Origin of the sequence: Bacillus sp. FSL R9-9497 (assembly GCF_038005805.1) — a bacterium.
Classification (GTDB): Bacteria; Bacillota; Bacilli; order Bacillales; family Bacillaceae_G; genus Bacillus_A; species Bacillus_A cereus.
The window spans coordinates 3,559,389-3,578,698 of record NZ_JBBOTY010000001.1; the positions used below are offsets into that span (position 1 = coordinate 3,559,389).

Genomic DNA, 19,310 nt, shown 5'->3' on the forward strand with positions numbered 1-19,310 from the left:
ACTTAAGATTTATTATAAGTTACTTATTTTTTATTGTCAATAAGTCCTTACTTTCATTTTACATGTAAAAAGAGTAAACGCTATTCACCGTTTACTCTTTTTGCAAATCATTTCTTTTCTTCTTCCAGTACTGCTTCCATCTCATTAAATTCACGATGAACTGCCTTAACGGGTTCTTTCGTTAATAAACTTACAACGATAACAGTTAATAAACTACAGAAGAATCCAGGTACCATTTCATACATAATTGCTTTTAAACTTGGAATTTGTACCCATGCTATAACAACTACTGCACCAACAATCATCCCTGCAAGAACACCCCATTTGTTTGTCCTTTTCCAATATAAACTTAATAAAATGGCTGGTCCGAATGCTGAACCAAATCCAGCCCAAGCATAACCGACAAGTGTTAAAATTGTATCACTTGGATGATACGCTAAAACAACTGCGATCATAGCTACTACTAATACTGATAATCTACCGATAAATACAAGTTCTTTGTCACTTGCGTTACGACGGAAAAATGTTTTATAAAAGTCTTCCGTTACTGCACTTGAAATAACAAGTAATTGTGAGGAAATACTACTCATAATCGAAGCCAAAATAGCTGATAATAAAAATCCTGTAATATACGGATGGAATAAAATATTTGAGAATGTTACAAAGACCATTTCTGGGTCTTGTAATGTCGTATTATTTTTAGCATAATAGGCGATACCAATTAGACCAGTAAGCATTGCACCTATAATTGAAATCGTCATCCAACCGATACCGATTCTACGAGAAGTTTTTAAATCTTTAATAGAGGTAATTGCCATAAAGCGGACAATAATATGTGGTTGACCAAAATATCCAAGGCCCCATGCTAAAAATGAAATAATACCAAGTATTGTGGTTCCTTTAAACATATCTAAATGCGATGCATCGACTTGCTTAATGGTATTAAATGTTTCTGTTATACCACCGACATCCGTAAAGGCAACAATTGGCACTAGTACAAGCGCAATAAACATAATACAACCTTGCACAAAGTCCGTCCAACTTACGGCTAGAAAGCCACCAAATAGTGTATACGCAACAACGACACCGACAGTTACAAATAAACCAATTTTATAATCAAGGTTAAAAGAATTTTCAAACAAACGTCCACCCGAAACTAAACCAGCCGACGCATAAAATGTGAAAAATACTAAAATGACGACAGCGGAGACAAAACGAAGTATTTTCGTACGATCTTTAAACCGATTCTCTAAAAAGTCTGGAATCGTAATTGAATCATTTGCCACTTCTGTATACGTTCGTAAACGCGGGGCAATGATTAAATAGTTTGCATACGCACCTATTAATAAACCTATCGCAATCCATACACTTGATAATCCTGTTGCATACATCGCACCAGGTAATCCCATTAACATCCAACCACTCATGTCAGAAGCACCAGCTGATAAAGCTGTAACTGCTGGACCGAGTCCCCTCCCGCCTAACATATAATCTGATAAATCGGATGTCTTCTTATAAGACCAATAACCGATATACAACATACCTGCCATATAAATAGCAAGCGAAACCATAATCTCAATCTTCACCGAATCTCTCCCTTAGTTACATAAGCCATTCAAAATTTCGAAAAATGACTTTTTCTATTTTCTTGTTTTCGCTTATGGTTCCCTACCTTACCAAACATTTTTTGTTCTTTCAAGTGAACAAGCCCTTTTCACTACATGTGAAAACCTCTATAAACGCCTTTATCCCAGTGGATTACCCGGGTTTTAAAATAAATTAAAGTAAAAATATTCAGGAAATAAAACGTCATTTTTTCATACCTTGTTTTCATTCTTTTATCAGAAAAATTTTTTAAAGAAAAAAGCCATACGAATGTATGACTTTTAATCTATTAAACATAGCTTATTTTCTATTTACTAGTAGGAAACAATTGTGAAAGAGGAACGATCCGTCCCACCTCATCTTTAAACACAATATGCTCTCTCGTGAAATGGCGCGGACTCTTTACCCCCGCTGCTGCTGCAAGTGAGAATAAACTGTACCTCATACTAACAACATAATTCATTACGCGCCATTTCTTCTCATACGGATCTAGCGCTTTTTGATAATGCGGATTTGTCGTCGCAACTCCAGATGGACATTGCCCCGAATTACATTGAAGCGCCATAATACAGCCACTTGCCATCATAAATCCGCGTGCTGAATTTACGGCATCTGCTCCAATTGCTAAAGCAATCGCCACCTTATCTGGTGTAATTAATTTCCCTGAGGCAAACACTTTGAATTTGTCCCGAACACCATAATGATTCGCTGTATCAATACAAGTTAGTAACGCTGGAATAAGCGGCATCCCCATACTATCTGCCATCGATTTATACGTTGCTCCTGATCCACCTTCTGAACCATCAATTGTAATGAAATCTGGATAGATGTTTAACTCTTGCATCGTTTTGAATAAGTCTTCTAGCGGCTTTTGCTGTCCTATTACAATTTTCATACCGACTGGTTTACCGCCGTTTTCTTGCAAACGCTGAATAAAATAAAGTGTATCTGCTGCATTATTTAAAAATGAAAATCGATTCGGTGAATTAATTGTCTTGCCTTCTCGTACATTCCGGACAAAAGCAATCTTTGCATTTACTTTTTGTCCTTCTAGATGACCACCACGTATTTTCGCACCTTGCCCAAATTTCAATTCGAATGCTCTAATATTACTTTCTTTCGCTTTCTCCATGAATTTTCCCATTGAAAAATTACCGTCTTCATCACGGTATCCAAATAACCCTGGACCAATTTGCGCAACGATATTCGCTCCTGTATGTAAATGTTCTGGAATAACGCCACCTTCACCCGTATTAATCCACGATCCGCCTGCCATTTTTGCTCCAAAACCACTCGCTAAAATATAATTTTCTCCAATCGCACCGTAAGAAGTCGCAGATGCACCAAACATGCCATGTAGCTTCCACGGATATTTACGGTTCTCACCGACTATAATTGCATCATCTTCTTCGTACAGCCAAAGATTCGTTGTATCCGCTGTTAATTTTTCTCTTCTTGAAAATAACCCTTCTTTATGAATCACGTACTTTTTACCTTCCCGCTCTTGCGTGAGATTCACACTTAATTCCTCAGTTAATATCGGAAATAATGTATTAGCAATATAATATCCAGAAGCTTCAAAATCTCGTTTTGATCCAAAACCAAGTATTTCAGAGCGATATTTCGCTAAAAACATAACACTTTGAAAATCATAACGTGAGAAAGGCTTTCCATCCGTATCATGATCAAACCAATATTGTCGAAATTCAGGCCCTATCTTTTCCAGTAAGTAGCGCATTCTTCCTAAGTATGGATGTAATTTTAAAATAGAATGGTGTGTTCGTTTTTTTATAAAAAATGTAATGATAAAAAAGACGATTAAAAGCAACATTAAAAATAGTAATATACTAATAATAACGAGTAGCGTTTCACTCATCCCGCTTCCCCCTATGAAATTCCATAATAAAAGGAGAACACTCGATGTGCTCTCCTTTTATCTTTATTCATACTAACGTAGCAAGATGCTCTTTCACGTCATATTCAACTAAACTTTCAGCGTGTTTAATTCGATGAACAAAGTCTGGATTAGCAATTAACGGTCTTCCGAATGCCGCTACATCAATCGTTCCTTCTTGCAACGCTTCTTCGGCCTCTTTCGGATTTAAATTACCAACCCCAACAATCGTACCATCCCAATATTTTCTTACTAGTTGATGAAAATTCTTTCCATCAGCAATCTCTTGCGTATAATTCATCGTTGAAGGATGGATCATCGTTAACCCAACCTCTTTAAACATATTTATGAACGTTTCAATTGCAAACTCAGGATCTTCCCACATATAAGTAGGATTATCACCTTTGAAAGCAGAGAAACGAAGAAGTGTTTTATTAGCTCCAACAGCTTCTATTACAGCCGCCGTTACTTCTTTCATAAACGTTAACCTTTGTTTTAAATCACCGCCATATTTATCTGTTCGCTTATTCGCAAACTCATACGTAAATTGATCGATTAAATATCCGTGTGCACCGTGAATTTCTACTCCATCAAATCCAGCTTCGATCGCATTTTTCGCAGCTTGTGCGTATTGACCGATCACTTCTTGTATTTCTTCTAACGTCATTGCTGCTGGCGTATCAAACGGTTTACGAAAGCGTGGAACATTTCCCTCTGCAGCGATAGCCGATGGTGCTTGTGGCATTTGACCACCAATTATTTCATGATGACTCATACGCCCAACATGCCATATTTGAGCAATAATCGTCCCGCCTTCTTTATGTACTGCCTCTGTAACAGGTTTCCAAGAATCGATTTGTTCTTGTGTATAAATACCTGGTACTCCTGGGTTTCCTTTTGCTCTCGGACTAATGACAATTCCTTCTGTAATAATTAGTCCAATTCCATCCGCAGCACGTTTTCTGTAGTACTCCACTACATCAGCACCAACTACTCCAGTCTCATTATCTGCAAAGCATCTTGTCATCGGCGCCATCACTATACGATTACGAAGAGACCAAGCTCCAACTTGAATTGGATCAAACAACTTTGTTTCTTCAACGTTTTCAAAAAATCCCCCAGCATTTACATTTGTTCCTTCATAAATACTCGCTGCTTTATTACTTGAACTTGTCATTTTTCTTCCCCCCTAAAAAATCTTACTATAATCGCATCATACTTACTTTTAGATAGTAACGTCAATTTTTACGAATTTACAATAAAAAATTCGAATATCCAAAAAATAAAATGCTGTAAATAATATTAAAAAGGTTTCCTTAGGAGGAAACCTTTTTTGTTGACCATATATGGCTGTCAATTCGTTTATCTCTTTAGTAAAAAACACCTTATCAATAGAAGTGAAAATGGTTCAGTATTCTTCTAAAAATAATAACTTATATACCTAAAACAATGAAAGCCCTACCTCTCTTTCATCCTTACGGCTCCTCGTCCGTGCCAGTGTGAATCAGGATTGCAAAAATCAAGTAACTATTTTATCGAAGTATTCAATTAAACTTCGAACATTCATAAATGAAATTAAAAAATAAAAATGGATTTGATTGTAGTAATAACAATAGAGGTAATGCTCTAAAAGTGGTTTGAAAGAGTTGAATGTCTTTGAAATGATAAATTTTCTATAATTATGTTCCCAAAAAATTCAAGATCTTTTTTGGGATATAATACATTATTTGTAATGAACCTTAACAAAAGCTTTTTATCTGATTTTCTGTGATACCTTCAATTAATCCCAGTTCACTAATCAAAAATTCATATGCGTTATCTAACATCTTCTTTTCGCTTGCATTAAGTGCTTTTTCTTTCTGTATACGCATTAAATCACGCACAACTTCAGCACCTTCTTGCATTTTACCCGTCTTTATTTTATCAGTGTTCAATTTATACCTTTGTTTCCACGTAAGTAATCTATCTGATTCCCCATGTTGAAAAATATCCATTATGTGTGCTAATGCGGTTATATCCGTAACTGGTCGTATATTCGAATTCAATATTCTCCCTGTTGGAATCATTAGTTCCATATTACTAGCCGACATTTTTATAACATAATACTGTTGTTTTTCTCCTGAGATTTCCTTCTCTTCTATGGCTTTAATTATACCTGCTCCCTGCATTGGATAAACAATGTTATCGCCAATTTGAAACAAATAATCCACCTCCATATATGGTAACCTTATCAAGTTTAACACACTTTTAGTTTTTTGGCAAAATTTTTATTTTATCATAAAATCATTTTACGCGTCAACACTTCAGAAGCAAGAAATTAAATTTACACAATACACTATAAAAATCGCAATTCCATTAACGGTTCCACACACATTCATTCTCCTTTAACACAAAAACACATCACTACATTTCAGTAGTAATGTGTTTTTGATAAGGCATAAATAAATATCTACTTTTCCGTCTATATACTAACCTGCTTACTAACCGTTTCCCTCGCTAAAAGAAAACTCATAATCACTTGCGCTGCTACTCTACTCGTCATATCTCTGAAATCAAGAGTTGGATCAATCTCTACTATATCCATCCCTTGAACGAGCGGTTCTTTACCAAGGAATTCAATCGCATCTAGTAAAGTCGTACTATCCATTCCACCAGGCCCAATTGCTGGACAACCTGGTGCAAACGCTTGGTCTAGCACATCCATATCAAGAGAAATATAAATAGAAGTCACACCTTGATTTCTTAATACTTCAATACTTTCCGTGATAATATCTTTTATTTCTCGCTCTCGTACGTCTTTCATTGTATACACTGTTACACCATGCTCTATTGCATATTCATGGTACGCACGTGCATTAGAAAAATTACGAATTCCAATTTGAACAAGTTGTTTCCCTGCAATGACATCATTTTCTAGTAAACTACGGAATGGTGTACCATTTGACGGGCCTCCATCATCTAAATTACGTAAATCATGATGAGCATCAAATTGAATAATTCCGACCTTTCCTTTACTGTTTGCAAAACCTGTTATACTCGGAAAACTAATCGAGTGGTCACCGCCAAGAACGATTGGTATCATGTTCGGGTTTACTTTCGTTACATGCCCAACTGTTTTCGCAATTCGTTTATGACTTTCTTTTATATCCGTCACATGCATCGTAATATCGCCGCAATCATATAAGACACTTTCTTTCATATCGTGTTCTTCTGTAATTGCATATGTGCTATATGCATCTAACATCGCACGAATTGTCTTTGGAGCAAAACTTGCTCCTGAATGACTAATAGATGGTTTAGAAAGGGGTGCTCCAATTAAGGCAGCACCGAATATTTCTACGCCTTCCTCCCAATCTTTAATCATCTCACTCCATTTTGTCACTTCACGATCAATAAACTTTGCATTTTTCTTTAAATAGTGGCCGTGCTCCACGATTGTTCACCTCTTGTATATGCAATATTACCATTCTTCCATACTGTATTCACATGACTTACGCCGTAATGATACGGTACGTAAGCATAATTGTAAGCATCCCATAAAACTAAATCTGCCTTACGACCAACTCTAATTTTCCCAGCTACATCACCGCGGTTAATGGCATATGATGAGTTAACTGTTACGGCATTCCAAACTTCTTCTGGTGTCATTTTCAGTTTTAGCATCGCAATGCTCATAATAAGCTGAATATTTTCAGTTGGACAGCTACCTGGGTTAAAGTCTGTAGCTAACGCAACTGCAACACCTTCATCAATCATTTTACGACCGCGAGCAAAACTTTCTTTATTTAAATAGAAAGTTGTTCCTGGTAATAAAGTGGCTACTGTACTCGAGTTTGCAAGCATTTCAATTCCTTTATCAGAAGCGCCAACTAAATGGTCTGCTGATGCTGCACCGATTTCTGCCGCTGCTTCCGCACCACCAAGAGGGTCGATTTCATCTGCATGAATTTTCACATCAAAGCCAAGCTCTTTCGCTTTTAATAAAAACTCTTTTGACTCTTCGACAGAGAACACACCTGTTTCACAGAAAATATCAACGAACTCCGCTAATTGCTTCTCTTTCATTTCTGGTAGTAGGTCTAACATCCATTGTAAAAATTCTTTCGATTTACCTTTATACTCTTTCGGAACTGCATGAGCACCTAAAAATGTTGAAACTAAATCGATCGGATGCTCTTTTTGTAATTGTGCTGTTGCCTCTAATTGCTTCCATTCCGTCTCATCATCTAATCCGTAACCACTCTTCGCTTCTACAGTAGTAACTCCGAAAGATAGCATACGGTCTAAATGGAATTTCGCTTTTTGAACAAGTTCTTCTTTCGACGCCTGTTTCGTTGCATTTACAGTTGAAAGAATACCGCCGCCTTTTTCCAAAATTTCTAAGTACGGAACTCCTTGTAATTTTAGTGCGATTTCATTTTCACGAGATCCACCAAATACCAGATGAGTATGCGGATCAACAAGACCAGGAGAAACCATTTTCCCGCCGCAATCAATAACTTCTTTCGCCTGAAGTCCTTTCGCTTCTTCCACTGTTCCAACGAAAGTGATTACACCATTTTCAATTCCAACCGCACCGTTTTCGATAACAGGAAGCGTGTTCATCGCTTCCCGTCTTAACAAGCCATCTTCTTGATCCATTGTTAGTAATTGACCGATATTTATTAGTAAAGTGTCCAGCATGTTTTCTCCTCCTTATTTCATCATTGGAATGTTAACGCCTTTTTCTTTCGCAGTTTCCACTGCCAAGTCATATCCTGCATCCACGTGACGAACAACACCCATACCAGGGTCAGAAGTTAATACACGCTCAATACGTTTTGCTGCTGCTTCTGTTCCATCTGCAACGATAACCATTCCAGCGTGAAGTGAATATCCCATACCAACGCCGCCACCGTGGTGAACAGACACCCAGCTTGCACCGTTTACACTATTAATTAATGCATTTAAAATTGGCCAATCTGCTACTGCATCACTACCGTCTTTCATCGCTTCTGTTTCACGGTTTGGAGATGCTACTGATCCACAATCTAAATGGTCACGACCGATAACGATTGGTGCTGATAATTCACCATTTGCAACCATTTCATTAATGATGCGACCAAATTTCGCACGCTCACCGTAACCTAACCAACAAATACGTGATGGAAGTCCTTGGAACTCAACTTGTTGACGTGCCATACGAATCCAGTTACATAAATGTTCATTATCAGCGAACTCACGTAAAATTACTTCGTCTGTTTTATAAATATCTTCTGGATCACCAGAAAGTGCCACCCAGCGGAATGGTCCTTTTCCTTCACAGAATAATGGACGAATAAATGCAGGAACGAATCCTGGGAAATCGAAAGCATTTTTCAAACCTTCATCGAAAGCAACTTGGCGAATATTATTTCCATAATCAAATGTAATTGCGCCTTTTTCTTGCATCGCAAGCATTGCTTCCACATGTTTTGTCATACTTTCTTTTGATAATTGTACGTAACGTTCTGGATTTTCTTCACGAAGTTTCGCTGCTTCTTCTAACGTGTAACCTACTGGAATATAACCGTTTAATGGATCATGAGCAGATGTTTGATCCGTAACTAAATCTGGCGTAATATTACGCTTCACTAGTTCTGGTAAAATCTCTGCCGCATTTCCTAACAAGCCAATTGAAATTGGTTCTTTCTTCTCTTTATACTCGTTCGCAACAGTTAATGCTTCTTCTAATGATTCTGTGTACATGTCACAATATCTCTTTTCAATACGACGATCGATACTACGCTTATCTACATCAATAGCAATGACAACACCGCCATTCATCGTTACAGCAAGAGGTTGTGCACCACCCATACCACCTAAGCCAGCAGTAAGTGTTAATGTACCTTTTAATGAACCATCGAAATGTTGACGAGCCGCTTCACCAAATGTTTCATATGTTCCTTGTAGAATCCCTTGCGTTCCAATGTAAATCCAGCTACCAGCTGTCATTTGTCCGTACATCATAAGACCTTTTTTCTCTAGTTCTCGGAAGTGATCCCAGTTTGCCCATTTCGGTACTAAGTTTGAGTTCGCTAACAGAACGCGAGGTGCATCTTCATGTGATTTAAAAATGGCAACTGGTTTTCCTGATTGAACAAGTAACGTTTCATCACTTTCTAACGTTTTTAATGAATCTACAATCGCCTGATAGCTTTCCCAGTTACGAGCTGCACGGCCAATTCCGCCATATACAACTAATTCTTCTGGTTTTTCAGCAACTTCAGGATCTAAATTGTTCATTAACATACGAAGTGCAGCTTCTTGCACCCATCCTTTCGTTTGTAACTCTGTACCTCTTGGCGCGCGAATTGTTTGTTGTACTTTTTCCATTTCAATCTCTCCCTTTTCTCATTTTATAGTGCTGCGTTTACATCTAATCTTTCTTTTATCGAATAATTCGTTTTTAACCAATGCGCAATATTTTCAATATCTGTTGAGAATATACGGTCATTTTTAATAGATGGCACCTGCTGACGACCTTGGTGGTAGAAGCTCTTCGTCACTGTACTCATGTTTTCAATTCCGCGATATTCTGCTGCTTGCATTGCACAAATCATCTCAATAGAAAGAACACGTCTTGCATTTTGAATAATTTGATGTGCATGGCGTGAAGCAATTGTTCCCATACTTACATGATCTTCTTGGTTAGCAGAAGACGGAATTGAATCTACACTCGCCGGATGTGCTAACGTTTTATTTTCAGAAACAAGCGACGCTGCAGCATATTGCATAATCATTGCACCTGACTGTAGTCCTGGTTCTGGACTTAAAAATGGTGGTAAATCATTTAATTGCGGGTTTACTAAACGCTCAATACGGCGCTCCGAAATATTTGCAAGTTCCGCCATTCCTACTTTTAAGAAGTCCATCGCAAACGCAATCGGTTGACCATGGAAGTTACCACCTGAAATTACTTTTTCTCCGCCATCAAAAATTAGCGGATTATCTGTTGCTGCATTCATTTCAATTTCTAATTTTTCTTTTACATAATTTAAAACTTGCCAAGAAGCACCGTGTACTTGCGGGATACAACGAAGTGAATAGGCATCCTGTACACGTAATTCTCCTTGTTTTGTTGTTAATTTACTATCGTGAAGGATGTCACGAATTCTGCTCGCTACTTCCACTTGCTCTTTATAACCACGTGCTTTATGAACATTTTCATCAAATGCATCAATAATGCCTTGTAACCCTTCAATTGTCATCGAAGCAATTAGTTCAGCTTGATACGCCGTTGCTTCTGCTTCTATATAAGAAAGAACTCCTTGTGCTGTCATCGCCTGCGTACCATTAATTAACGCAAGACCTTCTTTCGCTTCAAGTTCAATTGGCTCAAGCCCTTCTTCTGTAAGAGCAACCATTGCATGAACGCGTTTCCCCTTATAGAACACTTCACCTTCGCCTAATAATACGAGCGCAAGATGAGATAAAGGTGCTAAATCGCCACTTGCACCAAGTGAGCCTTGTTGCGGAACGACTGGATGAATTTTACGGTTTACAAACTCAAGAAGCATATTTACAACGAGCGGCCTTACGCCTGATACTCCTTTAAGCATCGTGTTCGCTCGTAAAATTAACATTCCGCGTGATACTTCTTCCGGGAATGGATCACCAATCCCGCATGCATGTGACTGAATTAAATTATGTTGAAGTGCCTTTACATCATCTTTTTGGATAAGCACATCACTAAACTTTCCAAATCCAGTTGTAATACCGTAAACGACTTTTCCGTCCTCTACAATTTTCTCAACTACTTCGCGGCACTCCGCTACCTTTTGCATACTAGTTGGACAAGCTGTTACACCTTCTCCTTCCAGTAATAACTTCTTCATTTCTTCAACTGTCAATGTATGTCCTGTTAACGTAATCATCATTTTTCCTCCTTAAAAAGGCAAAAGGGGACCTTATCTTTTTAAGACAGACTTCTGTCCTAAAAAAGTAAGGCCCCCTTCTAACTAATAGACTATGGGCAAATCATATGTGATTAATTCCTAAACCAATCGCCTCATGCTCAGATCCTTTTACAGGTGCACCAATCGTTCCATATAATGCAACAGCAACCCATTCGCCTTCTTTTTTTCCGTCGTATGGTGTACCGCGCACAATCGCAAAACGAAGTCCTACTGTACGAAGAACGTCTGCTAACTGAATTTGACCTCTCGTCACTCCGTACAAAGCTTCCATAATTGCATGATAAAGTGCATGTGTTTCTCTGTAAACGTCTGTTTCAATAACTTGGTTGCTTTTAGCCGCTGTTTCCATTGCTGCGACAACCTTTTGCGAATTCATCGAACCCACTTTCCCCGTACAATACTTCCAACCTTTTGGAATGGATAATACAGGACTTTCATTCTCATCCGCAAGTGCCAACAGCATGGCCATACGACCAATTCGATGTGTTCCTTGAAGAAGCATGTGACTCTCTCATTTCTTTTGAATTATTTGAATATTACTTAATTTAAGAATATATGAAAACGTTTAAATCGTCAATAGTTTAAAATCATATTCAAACATTTTTTTCATCCCCATAATTTTGTGTACACAAATGATTTACACAAAATTTCCAAGCATGCTATAGTCTCACTAACAGATGCAAAGGGGCGAAATTTCAGTGGCAAAACGAAAAGATATTCATTTTCGAATTGAAGAGAAATTACTTAAAAGGTTTGAATCAGCACTCCATTACGAAGGTTTAAAGAAAACAGATATATTAACACATGCAATCCAACAATTTTGCACAAAGGTGGAATGTGACAAAATGAATGATGTAAAACGTCAGTATAACGTTAGCAACCATTTACAAACACGCATCGACACACATACACATTACGAAGAAAAACACGTAGATTTAGATAAGATCGTCATTGAACATTTACAACTTCAAGGGGAAGAAAATATATTAGAGGTTGGGTGCGCTAGCGGAAAATTCCTTTCCCTTTTACAAACAAATGGTCATAAAGGCACATTAACCGGGTTTGATCAATCCGAAGCTATGCTTGCTGAAGCTGCTAAAACAAATAACTTAATAGAATGGAAACGAGGGGATGCTAGTAAACTTCCTTTCGAAACAAATTGTTATGACCTAATAATTGCAAGACATATGTTATACCATGTGAAAGATGTTGAAAAAACAGTTCAAGGCTTTTATAAAGTCATTCGTCCTGGCGGAACACTTTTAGCTACAACAAATTCTAAAGTTTCATTACCTCGTATAGTTGAAATGTGTAACAACATGCTTGACGCATTTGATCTACCGAAAACATCACCAGCAGTCTCTCCATTTTGTTTAGAAAATGGTAAAGTGATAGTAGCATCTGCTTTTCCAACGGTTGAAGAAACAGTTATTCATAATGCGCTCGTTTTTCATCACGCTACCCCAATAGTAAGCTATATTTCCAGCATGTTTCCATCGCTAAATATACCCGATAATATGTATCTTCAAGCCGAGATGAAAGAATGGCTAACAAAAGAAATCAACAAGGAATTATCTCTCCATAACGGTATATGGCGCGATCCAAAAACGTTAGTAATTTATCGGTGTAAAAAAGAAAAAAGCTAGCATTTGCTAGCTTTTACACGTTTTCTCGTAAAAGTTTCTCCATTACTACATTGCCTTTACCACAATAAAAATCTGTATTATGTTCGTCTGCCACTCCAAAATAAGAGGCAATTGCTATTCCAAATGGTACAAATGCATGCCCTTGTGCTGTAATGATATTTGAGTGTTGCACAACTTCTTCATACACGAAATTTTCTACTGGAAAACAATCAAATTTTTGATAATCTATAGTCGCAGTATAAGAAATCCCTTTAAATAACCCTGCTTTTGCTAGTGCATACGGTCCAGCACAAATTGCCGCCACTAATTTTTCTTGTTCATGAAATTGACGAATGATTGGAAAAAGAGGTTTTGCATCTTCCAACTGTCCTTCTTCTCCACCTGGAATAAGTATCCCCTCATACCCATCTACACGTGCTTCACTCACTTCTATATGCGGCTGCACTTGCAATCCAGTTTCACTTATAACCAATTCTTTAGTTAAGCCCGCTGTAATGATTTCATATTTATTTTTCAGCAATGCCGTTGCTACTGTTATTTCAAACTCTGCAAATGTTGGGTATACAAATAAAAGTATTTTTTTCATAGCTCTCTCTCCTTTAACCAGTCCATAAAATATACCTCTAAATCGTCCACTGTTAATCTATTCGTGTCCACATAAGTTACAGGAAATTGTTTATACCAGTCTTTTTCAGTTTCTACTAATTTAAATTGCTCCTCAAACGTACTTCTGTTTCTTGTTCTATCATTATTTTTTCTATCATATACATTCTTTTTCGTAACATCTAAGTAAAAAATCACATCCGAACGGCATGCTCTTAATTTATATAATTCATCTTTCAATTCAGTTTCTATATCCCACTCTTCTCCTATAATCGTTGGATAAAAGAGTGTAAAAAACTCAATGTCTTCTGGTCCGCGATCAAAAATTACGACTGAATCTTTCACATTTTGAAACTCCTTTATTTTCGCTTCTCTACAATTGGATATGGATTTTCATATATAACTCGAAACCCTCTCTTTTCTAACCTTTTTGCTAATGTTGTTTTTCCGCTAGCCATCGGCCCTTGCAGTGAAATTACGTATGCCACGCCTCTCATTCCCTTACACTTTAGTACACCTATAATATACAGAATCTTGAAAACTCTCAACATTATATATATCATCTTGTTTCTTATTCTTATCTAACTTATAATGAAAAATAGAGATTATGACGGACGCATCAATAATGTAAGCTTGGAAATCCAAGCTTACATTATTTTTTGCTTTCCCTTTTCTAATAAAAAGAGTATACTAGATTAGAACGTATGTTCTTAATAATTACATACAGTAAGGAGATAGAACAATGGTATACGACACAAAAGCAATTTCTTGGAATGAATCTTTAAAACAACTTCAACGCCGCTATACAAACAAACAAGTTGACCGAAAAGAATTTGAGGATATTGAACTGATGGAATTCTTCCGCGATAACGACTACATTTCTTTACCTACACATATAAGCGGCCTATCAAAAACACGTTTTACTTCTTACTCTATTTTCACAACTGAAGATAAAGATCGTAAAGTTGGCACACTTATTATTGAGTATGTTGAAGACGATAATAATAATTTATGTGTTGAACAACTATACTTCGTTTAAACTATAACGCTTGGTCAAAATGACCAAGCGTTCTTGCTTTCTATGAATCTCACTGTATATAATATGAATAAAAGAAAACCGCTATCATTAAGGGGGGATATGCTTGCTCGAAGGATGGTTCAGTTGGTTCATTGTATTATGGACGGTTATTTTGTTAGGGCTTATGTCTATCGGTGGATACTTTATGTTCAGAAAATTCCTGAAACGATTACCAAAAGAAGACGGCATGTCCATTTTGGATTGGGAAGAACACTACATAAATAAAACGAGACATTTATGGGCTGATGAACAAAAACAATTGTTAGAAGAGCTTGTAAGTCCTGTTCCAGAACTATTTCGTGATGTTGCAAAATCAAAGATTGCTGGAAAAATCGGGGAACTTGCATTACAAGAAAATGCCTCTCAAATTACACAAGACTTAATTATTAAGGGATATATCATTGCCACACCAAAGCGTGATCATAAATTTTTAATAAAAAAACTACAAGAAAAAAAGATTGATTATTCTAACTATCGATCTTTACTCGCAAAGTAACTTCATATTATTTTCGATAAAAAAGACAGCGCCTTTGACGCTGTCTTTTTATTTGGTACATATACAGTTTTTAAGTTAGCTTCATATCTTTTTCATTATAAAAACCATCTTCTTTTTCCATTTCCTTCTGTAATTTCGTAAAGGAACGATACATTGCAATTCTCCATGACACAATCATCGCAAACGCAAGTAAGAAGAACATGCCACTAAGTTGTCCTAAATCAAGAGATTGACTTAAGTAGGTTTTAAATACAATCCGCACTACAAGTAATCCAATTAATATGAAAACAAAGGCTTTTGAACGCTTCAAATAAATCTCTTGTCCTCTAATTTCAAATTTAGATGTTTTAATAAGAAAAATAGAGAAAATCAAACCGACACCAATTGCTTCTAACATTTCTGCTGGAGTTAATCGAAATTCAGGAAAAACATACATCAATGCACCCGTACTCATAAAAAATGGTGGAAGTATAATTTTTTTCAATGTTGCAGGTTTCTTAGCTGCTTTTAAACGAATAAACATCGCACCGACAGCCATACAAACAGCAACGATACTTGATAAAAGAACTATGTTCATATTTTCTCATCCTTTTTTGTGGCTATATGCAAAATATACTTTCATTATATGCTTTTCCGTTAGTATTTCCAACATTTTCGCAGAATAATACTAAAAACCAGTAAAACCACCAAATAAACTTGAGAAATATACGATAATTTTCGTCATCCAGTTAAAGTATAGGAAGACACCCATAACAATCATAATATATCCTCCGACTTTCATGAAGGCCATACTATTTCTTTTAATCCAAGACATTTTCGTAATAAAGAATGACAGTACGAAAAACGGGATTGCAAATCCAAGTATGTAAGCAATCATATATATCATTGCTGATTCTGGATTTGTTGCTGCTAATCCAATTACAGACACTAGAATTGGTCCGGTACATGGCGTCCACCCTGCTGCAAAAGCTAATCCGATTAGTACTGATCCAAAATAGCCACTTGGACGATTTTTAAATGTAAATTTACGGTCTTGCATTAAAAATTTCGGCTTAAACACCCCGACAATAATTAAGCCGAACACGATGATAAATATACCACCTAACTGTCTGATTAAATCTTTATAGTCAGTAAAGATTCCTCCAATAAAACTTGTACCAAATCCAATTGCAATAAATATAATTGAAAATCCAAGTAAGAAAAACGCTGTATGTATCATACTTCTTTTGCGAAGCATTGCATTTTCTTCTTTCAATTCAGAAACCGACATACCTGTTATGTACGATAAAAATGCCGGATAAAGCGGTAAGCAACATGGGGAAATAAATGATAAGAACCCGGCGCCAAACGCTAAAAAAATACTAATATCTTGCATCATTCCACTCCTCTCCCTAAATATTGTAACAAAAACACATAAAAATACTATGAACAATTCGTGAAATCACTTTTACAACGTGGCAATAAGAAAAACCGCACTTCCTCACAGTTTCTAATAAAACGTTTTCATTTCCTTCTATTATATAGAAAAAAACCAAATGGATTATAAAACTCCTTTAATTGTTATTACCATAACAAAGGTAACATAGTTTCTCAAATAATTAGCACGTTACTAGTACGTCTATATACATATTGGTTTAAAAAATATTTTTTTCAAATGCTATCTCTATACAATGCAAAGTTTATTTTATAATACTTCTACTATTAAAAATTTCAAGATTATGCATAAATATCATACTTTTATTATTATTCTATAAAATGTCATACTTTTCTTTCATTTGACCCTTTATTTCTAATTTTGTATACTTCCCTCTAGTTATATATTTTCGATACGGAATAACTTCATATAGATGGGAGGAATTTTTCATGCTTCGTTATTCTCTTTTAGTTTTATTAGGAGCGTGTAGTTATGGAATTTTAGCTATTTTTGTTAAGCTTGCATATGCAGAAGGATTTTCACTTGGAGAGGTAATTGGCAGCCAATATTTGTTCGGTTGGATTATTTTGCTTGCTATTACACTTCTATTTTCTAGACATCGCGTTCCTTTAAAGCAAGCATTACTTTTATTCGTTGCAGGAACATCTGCAAGTTTTACCGGAATTTTTTATTATGCTTCATTAAAAACTGTACCAGCTTCTATTGCAATTATTCTTTTATTCCAATTCGTTTGGGTCGGAATTATCATTGAAGCAGTCGCAACAAAAACATTACCTTCAAGAGAAAAAGTTATTTCTGTTATTTTCTTACTTGTAGGGACATTTTTATCAAGTGGTTTACTTGAACAATCAGTAGGTGCTTTCGATACGACTGGGGTCATTTTAGGTTTATTATCTGCTGTTACATTCGCAACATACATTTTCGTAAGCGGAAAAGTTGCTGTTGAAGTACCTTCATTACCGCGCGGTGTTCTCTTAATGACTGGTGCTTTAACTTTAGTCATGATTGTATTCCCACCAACATTTATTTTTAATGGTGCCATTTCTCAAGGTCTTTGGAAATACGGTTTAGGATTAGGAACATTTAGTATCGTAATTCCATCTATTGCCTTTACAATCGGTATTCCAAAAATCGGTTCTGGCTTAGCAACTATTCTTGGTGCAGCGGAACTACCAGTTACAACAATTATGTCAGTATTCGTTTTAAAAGAGGCTGTACTATCTTCACAATGGTTCGGTGTATCACTTATTTTAATCGGGATTGCAATCCCGCAAATTGCATACGCAATGCGTGGACGTTATCGTAAACATCATACGCATAAAAAAGTCGCAGCATAAAGTGAAACTTTAATTAGTTGAATCAATCGGGCTTTTATGGGATAAACGAGAGAGGATTTTCATTTGAGAATCCTCTCTTTTATTGTTGTATACTTATGATAAATATTTTGCTGAAGAAAGAAGGCATACTACATGGTATCTATTTCAAATCAACTAAAAGAAAAACTTATTTCCATCCGTCGACATTTACATGAGTATCCAGAACTATCATATGAAGAGTTCGAAACAACAAAAGCAATAAAAAATTGGTTAGAAGAAAAAAACATTACTATCATTGATTCCAATTTAGAAACAGGAATTATCGCTGAAGTGTCTGGTAATAAAAACGGACCAATTGTAGCAGTTCGTGCTGATATTGATGCCCTTCCTATTCAAGAAGAAACACAATTGTCCTATGCATCTAAAGTACGAGGGAAAATGCATGCTTGTGGACACGATTTTCATACAGCTGCCATTTTAGGTACTGCTTTCTTATTAAAAGAAAGAGAATCTTCCCTAAATGGAACGGTTCGCTTCATATTCCAACCAGGTGAAGAAAGTAGTAATGGCGCTTGCAAAGTTATTGATGCTGGACATTTACGTAATGTGCAAGCGATTTTCGGCATGCATAATAAACCTGATTTACCAGTAGGTACAATTGGCATTAAAGATGGTCCACTGATGGCCGGAGTTGATCGATTTGAAATTGAAATTCACGGAGTTGGTACACACGCGGCTGTACCAGATGCTGGAGTAGATCCTATTGTCGCATCCTCTCAAATTGTGATGGCACTGCAAACAATTGTAAGCCGAAATATAAGTTCATCTCAAAATGCAGTTGTGAGTGTTACAAATATCCATGCAGGAAATACGTGGAACGTGATTCCTGAAAAAGCTACGTTAGAAGGAACGATTCGCACATTCCAAGCTGAAACACGTGAAAAGATTCCAGCACTCATGGAGCGTATTATTAAAGGTGTATCTGATGCATTAGGTGTAAAAACGAAATTCCGTTTTTATTCAGGTCCTCCTGCTGTTCACAACGATAAAGCTCTTACAGACTTATCTACTCAAGTTGCCACAAAGATGAATCTTAATATCATCTCGCCTAGTCCGTCAATGGCTGGAGAAGATTTCTCATTTTACCAACAGGAAATACCAGGTTCATTCGTCTTTATGGGAACGAGTGGTACACATGAATGGCATCATCCTGCTTTTACAATTAATGAAGAGGCACTGCCTATAAGTGCAGAATACTTTGCTTTACTAGCCGAAAGAGCACTTAAACAATTCTCATAAA

The 19,310-nt window shown here is 36.5% G+C and carries 18 protein-coding genes and 1 pseudogene; 5 read left to right on the forward strand and 14 right to left on the reverse strand.

Annotated elements, in window-relative coordinates; genetic code table 11:
• Window positions 1-107: 107 nt before the first annotated feature.
• The 9 genes from putP to hutP all read right to left on the reverse strand — a co-directional run bounded on the left by putP (window position 108) and on the right by hutP (window position 11,938).
• Window positions 108-1,586 carry a sodium/proline symporter PutP gene (putP, locus tag MKY21_RS18245; RefSeq protein ID WP_000687597.1) on the reverse strand — a complete coding sequence of 493 codons (1,479 nt, stop codon included), beginning with the start codon at window positions 1,584-1,586 and terminating at the stop codon, window positions 108-110.
• A 326-nt stretch (window positions 1,587-1,912) separates the two neighbouring features.
• Window positions 1,913-3,481, reverse strand: coding sequence for an FMN-binding glutamate synthase family protein (locus MKY21_RS18250; protein WP_000005160.1), 1,569 nt, complete (start codon window positions 3,479-3,481; stop codon window positions 1,913-1,915).
• 67 nt (window positions 3,482-3,548) lie between these two features.
• Window positions 3,549-4,676 (reverse strand): alkene reductase, encoded by a 1,128-nt coding sequence (locus MKY21_RS18255; protein ID WP_000204587.1) that lies wholly within the window; start codon window positions 4,674-4,676, stop codon window positions 3,549-3,551.
• Between the two features lie 562 nt (window positions 4,677-5,238).
• Window positions 5,239-5,700 carry a CarD family transcriptional regulator gene (locus tag MKY21_RS18260; protein ID WP_000486328.1) on the reverse strand — a complete coding sequence of 154 codons (462 nt, stop codon included), beginning with the start codon at window positions 5,698-5,700 and terminating at the stop codon, window positions 5,239-5,241.
• Between the two features lie 260 nt (window positions 5,701-5,960).
• Entirely contained in the window at window positions 5,961-6,932 is a 972-nt protein-coding gene (gene hutG / locus MKY21_RS18265; RefSeq protein ID WP_000399826.1) for a formimidoylglutamase, read from the reverse strand.
• Entirely contained in the window at window positions 6,911-8,182 is a 1,272-nt protein-coding gene (hutI, locus tag MKY21_RS18270) for an imidazolonepropionase (protein ID WP_016118465.1), read from the reverse strand. The genes hutG and hutI overlap by 22 nt, the downstream gene beginning before the upstream one ends.
• 12 nt (window positions 8,183-8,194) lie before the next feature.
• Window positions 8,195-9,853 carry a urocanate hydratase gene (gene hutU, locus MKY21_RS18275; protein ID WP_053512829.1) on the reverse strand — a complete coding sequence of 553 codons (1,659 nt, stop codon included), beginning with the start codon at window positions 9,851-9,853 and terminating at the stop codon, window positions 8,195-8,197.
• A 23-nt stretch (window positions 9,854-9,876) separates the two neighbouring features.
• Window positions 9,877-11,394, reverse strand: coding sequence for a histidine ammonia-lyase (hutH, locus tag MKY21_RS18280; protein WP_030027194.1), 1,518 nt, complete (start codon window positions 11,392-11,394; stop codon window positions 9,877-9,879).
• 103 nt (window positions 11,395-11,497) lie between these two features.
• Entirely contained in the window at window positions 11,498-11,938 is a 441-nt protein-coding gene (gene hutP / locus MKY21_RS18285; protein WP_000926516.1) for a hut operon transcriptional regulator HutP, read from the reverse strand.
• A 196-nt stretch (window positions 11,939-12,134) separates the two neighbouring features.
• Here hutP and MKY21_RS18290 point away from each other — a divergent pair, with 196 nt between their 5' ends.
• Window positions 12,135-13,082, forward strand: a complete 948-nt coding sequence (locus tag MKY21_RS18290) for a class I SAM-dependent methyltransferase (protein WP_103572849.1) — start codon at window positions 12,135-12,137, stop codon at window positions 13,080-13,082.
• 13 nt (window positions 13,083-13,095) lie between these two features.
• Here the strand turns inward: MKY21_RS18290 and MKY21_RS18295 are convergent, their stop codons facing one another.
• Both MKY21_RS18295 and MKY21_RS18300 read right to left on the reverse strand, forming a co-directional pair.
• Window positions 13,096-13,668 carry a DJ-1/PfpI family protein gene (locus MKY21_RS18295; RefSeq protein WP_086392624.1) on the reverse strand — a complete coding sequence of 191 codons (573 nt, stop codon included), beginning with the start codon at window positions 13,666-13,668 and terminating at the stop codon, window positions 13,096-13,098.
• Window positions 13,665-14,182, reverse strand: a pseudogene (locus tag MKY21_RS18300) (ATP-binding protein). The gene MKY21_RS18295 and the pseudogene MKY21_RS18300 overlap by 4 nt, the downstream one beginning before the upstream one ends.
• Window positions 14,183-14,427: 245 nt before the next feature.
• Between MKY21_RS18300 and MKY21_RS18305 the strand changes: the two are divergent.
• Together MKY21_RS18305 and MKY21_RS18310 are read left to right on the forward strand one after the other, a co-directional pair.
• Entirely contained in the window at window positions 14,428-14,724 is a 297-nt protein-coding gene (locus MKY21_RS18305) for a hypothetical protein (RefSeq protein WP_000262400.1), read from the forward strand.
• Window positions 14,725-14,827: 103 nt separating this feature from the next.
• Entirely contained in the window at window positions 14,828-15,259 is a 432-nt protein-coding gene (locus MKY21_RS18310) for a DUF2621 domain-containing protein (RefSeq protein WP_000889373.1), read from the forward strand.
• A 70-nt stretch (window positions 15,260-15,329) separates the two neighbouring features.
• On the opposite strand, the gene MKY21_RS18315 is transcribed toward MKY21_RS18310, so the two are convergent.
• The 3 genes from MKY21_RS18315 to MKY21_RS18325 form a co-directional block, all read right to left on the reverse strand.
• Window positions 15,330-15,836 carry a CcdC family protein gene (locus MKY21_RS18315; protein ID WP_001028440.1) on the reverse strand — a complete coding sequence of 169 codons (507 nt, stop codon included), beginning with the start codon at window positions 15,834-15,836 and terminating at the stop codon, window positions 15,330-15,332.
• A 90-nt stretch (window positions 15,837-15,926) separates the two neighbouring features.
• Window positions 15,927-16,634 (reverse strand): cytochrome c-type biogenesis protein CcdA, encoded by a 708-nt coding sequence (gene ccdA, locus MKY21_RS18320; protein WP_001152676.1) that lies wholly within the window; start codon window positions 16,632-16,634, stop codon window positions 15,927-15,929.
• Between the two features lie 16 nt (window positions 16,635-16,650).
• The gene (locus MKY21_RS18325) at window positions 16,651-16,800 is read right to left on the reverse strand and encodes a peptidase T (RefSeq protein WP_080008939.1); all 150 of its coding nucleotides are present in this window, start codon (window positions 16,798-16,800) and stop codon (window positions 16,651-16,653) included.
• Window positions 16,801-17,122: 322 nt separating this feature from the next.
• On the opposite strand from MKY21_RS18325, the gene MKY21_RS18330 reads away from it, so the two are divergent.
• Together MKY21_RS18330 and MKY21_RS18335 are read left to right on the forward strand one after the other, a co-directional pair.
• Window positions 17,123-18,031, forward strand: coding sequence for an EamA family transporter (locus MKY21_RS18330; protein ID WP_000947046.1), 909 nt, complete (start codon window positions 17,123-17,125; stop codon window positions 18,029-18,031).
• A 132-nt stretch (window positions 18,032-18,163) separates the two neighbouring features.
• On the forward strand, window positions 18,164-19,309 hold the full coding sequence (locus MKY21_RS18335; protein ID WP_044795302.1) for a M20 peptidase aminoacylase family protein: 1,146 nt from the start codon (window positions 18,164-18,166) through the stop codon (window positions 19,307-19,309).
• Window position 19,310: the final 1 nt, after the last annotated feature.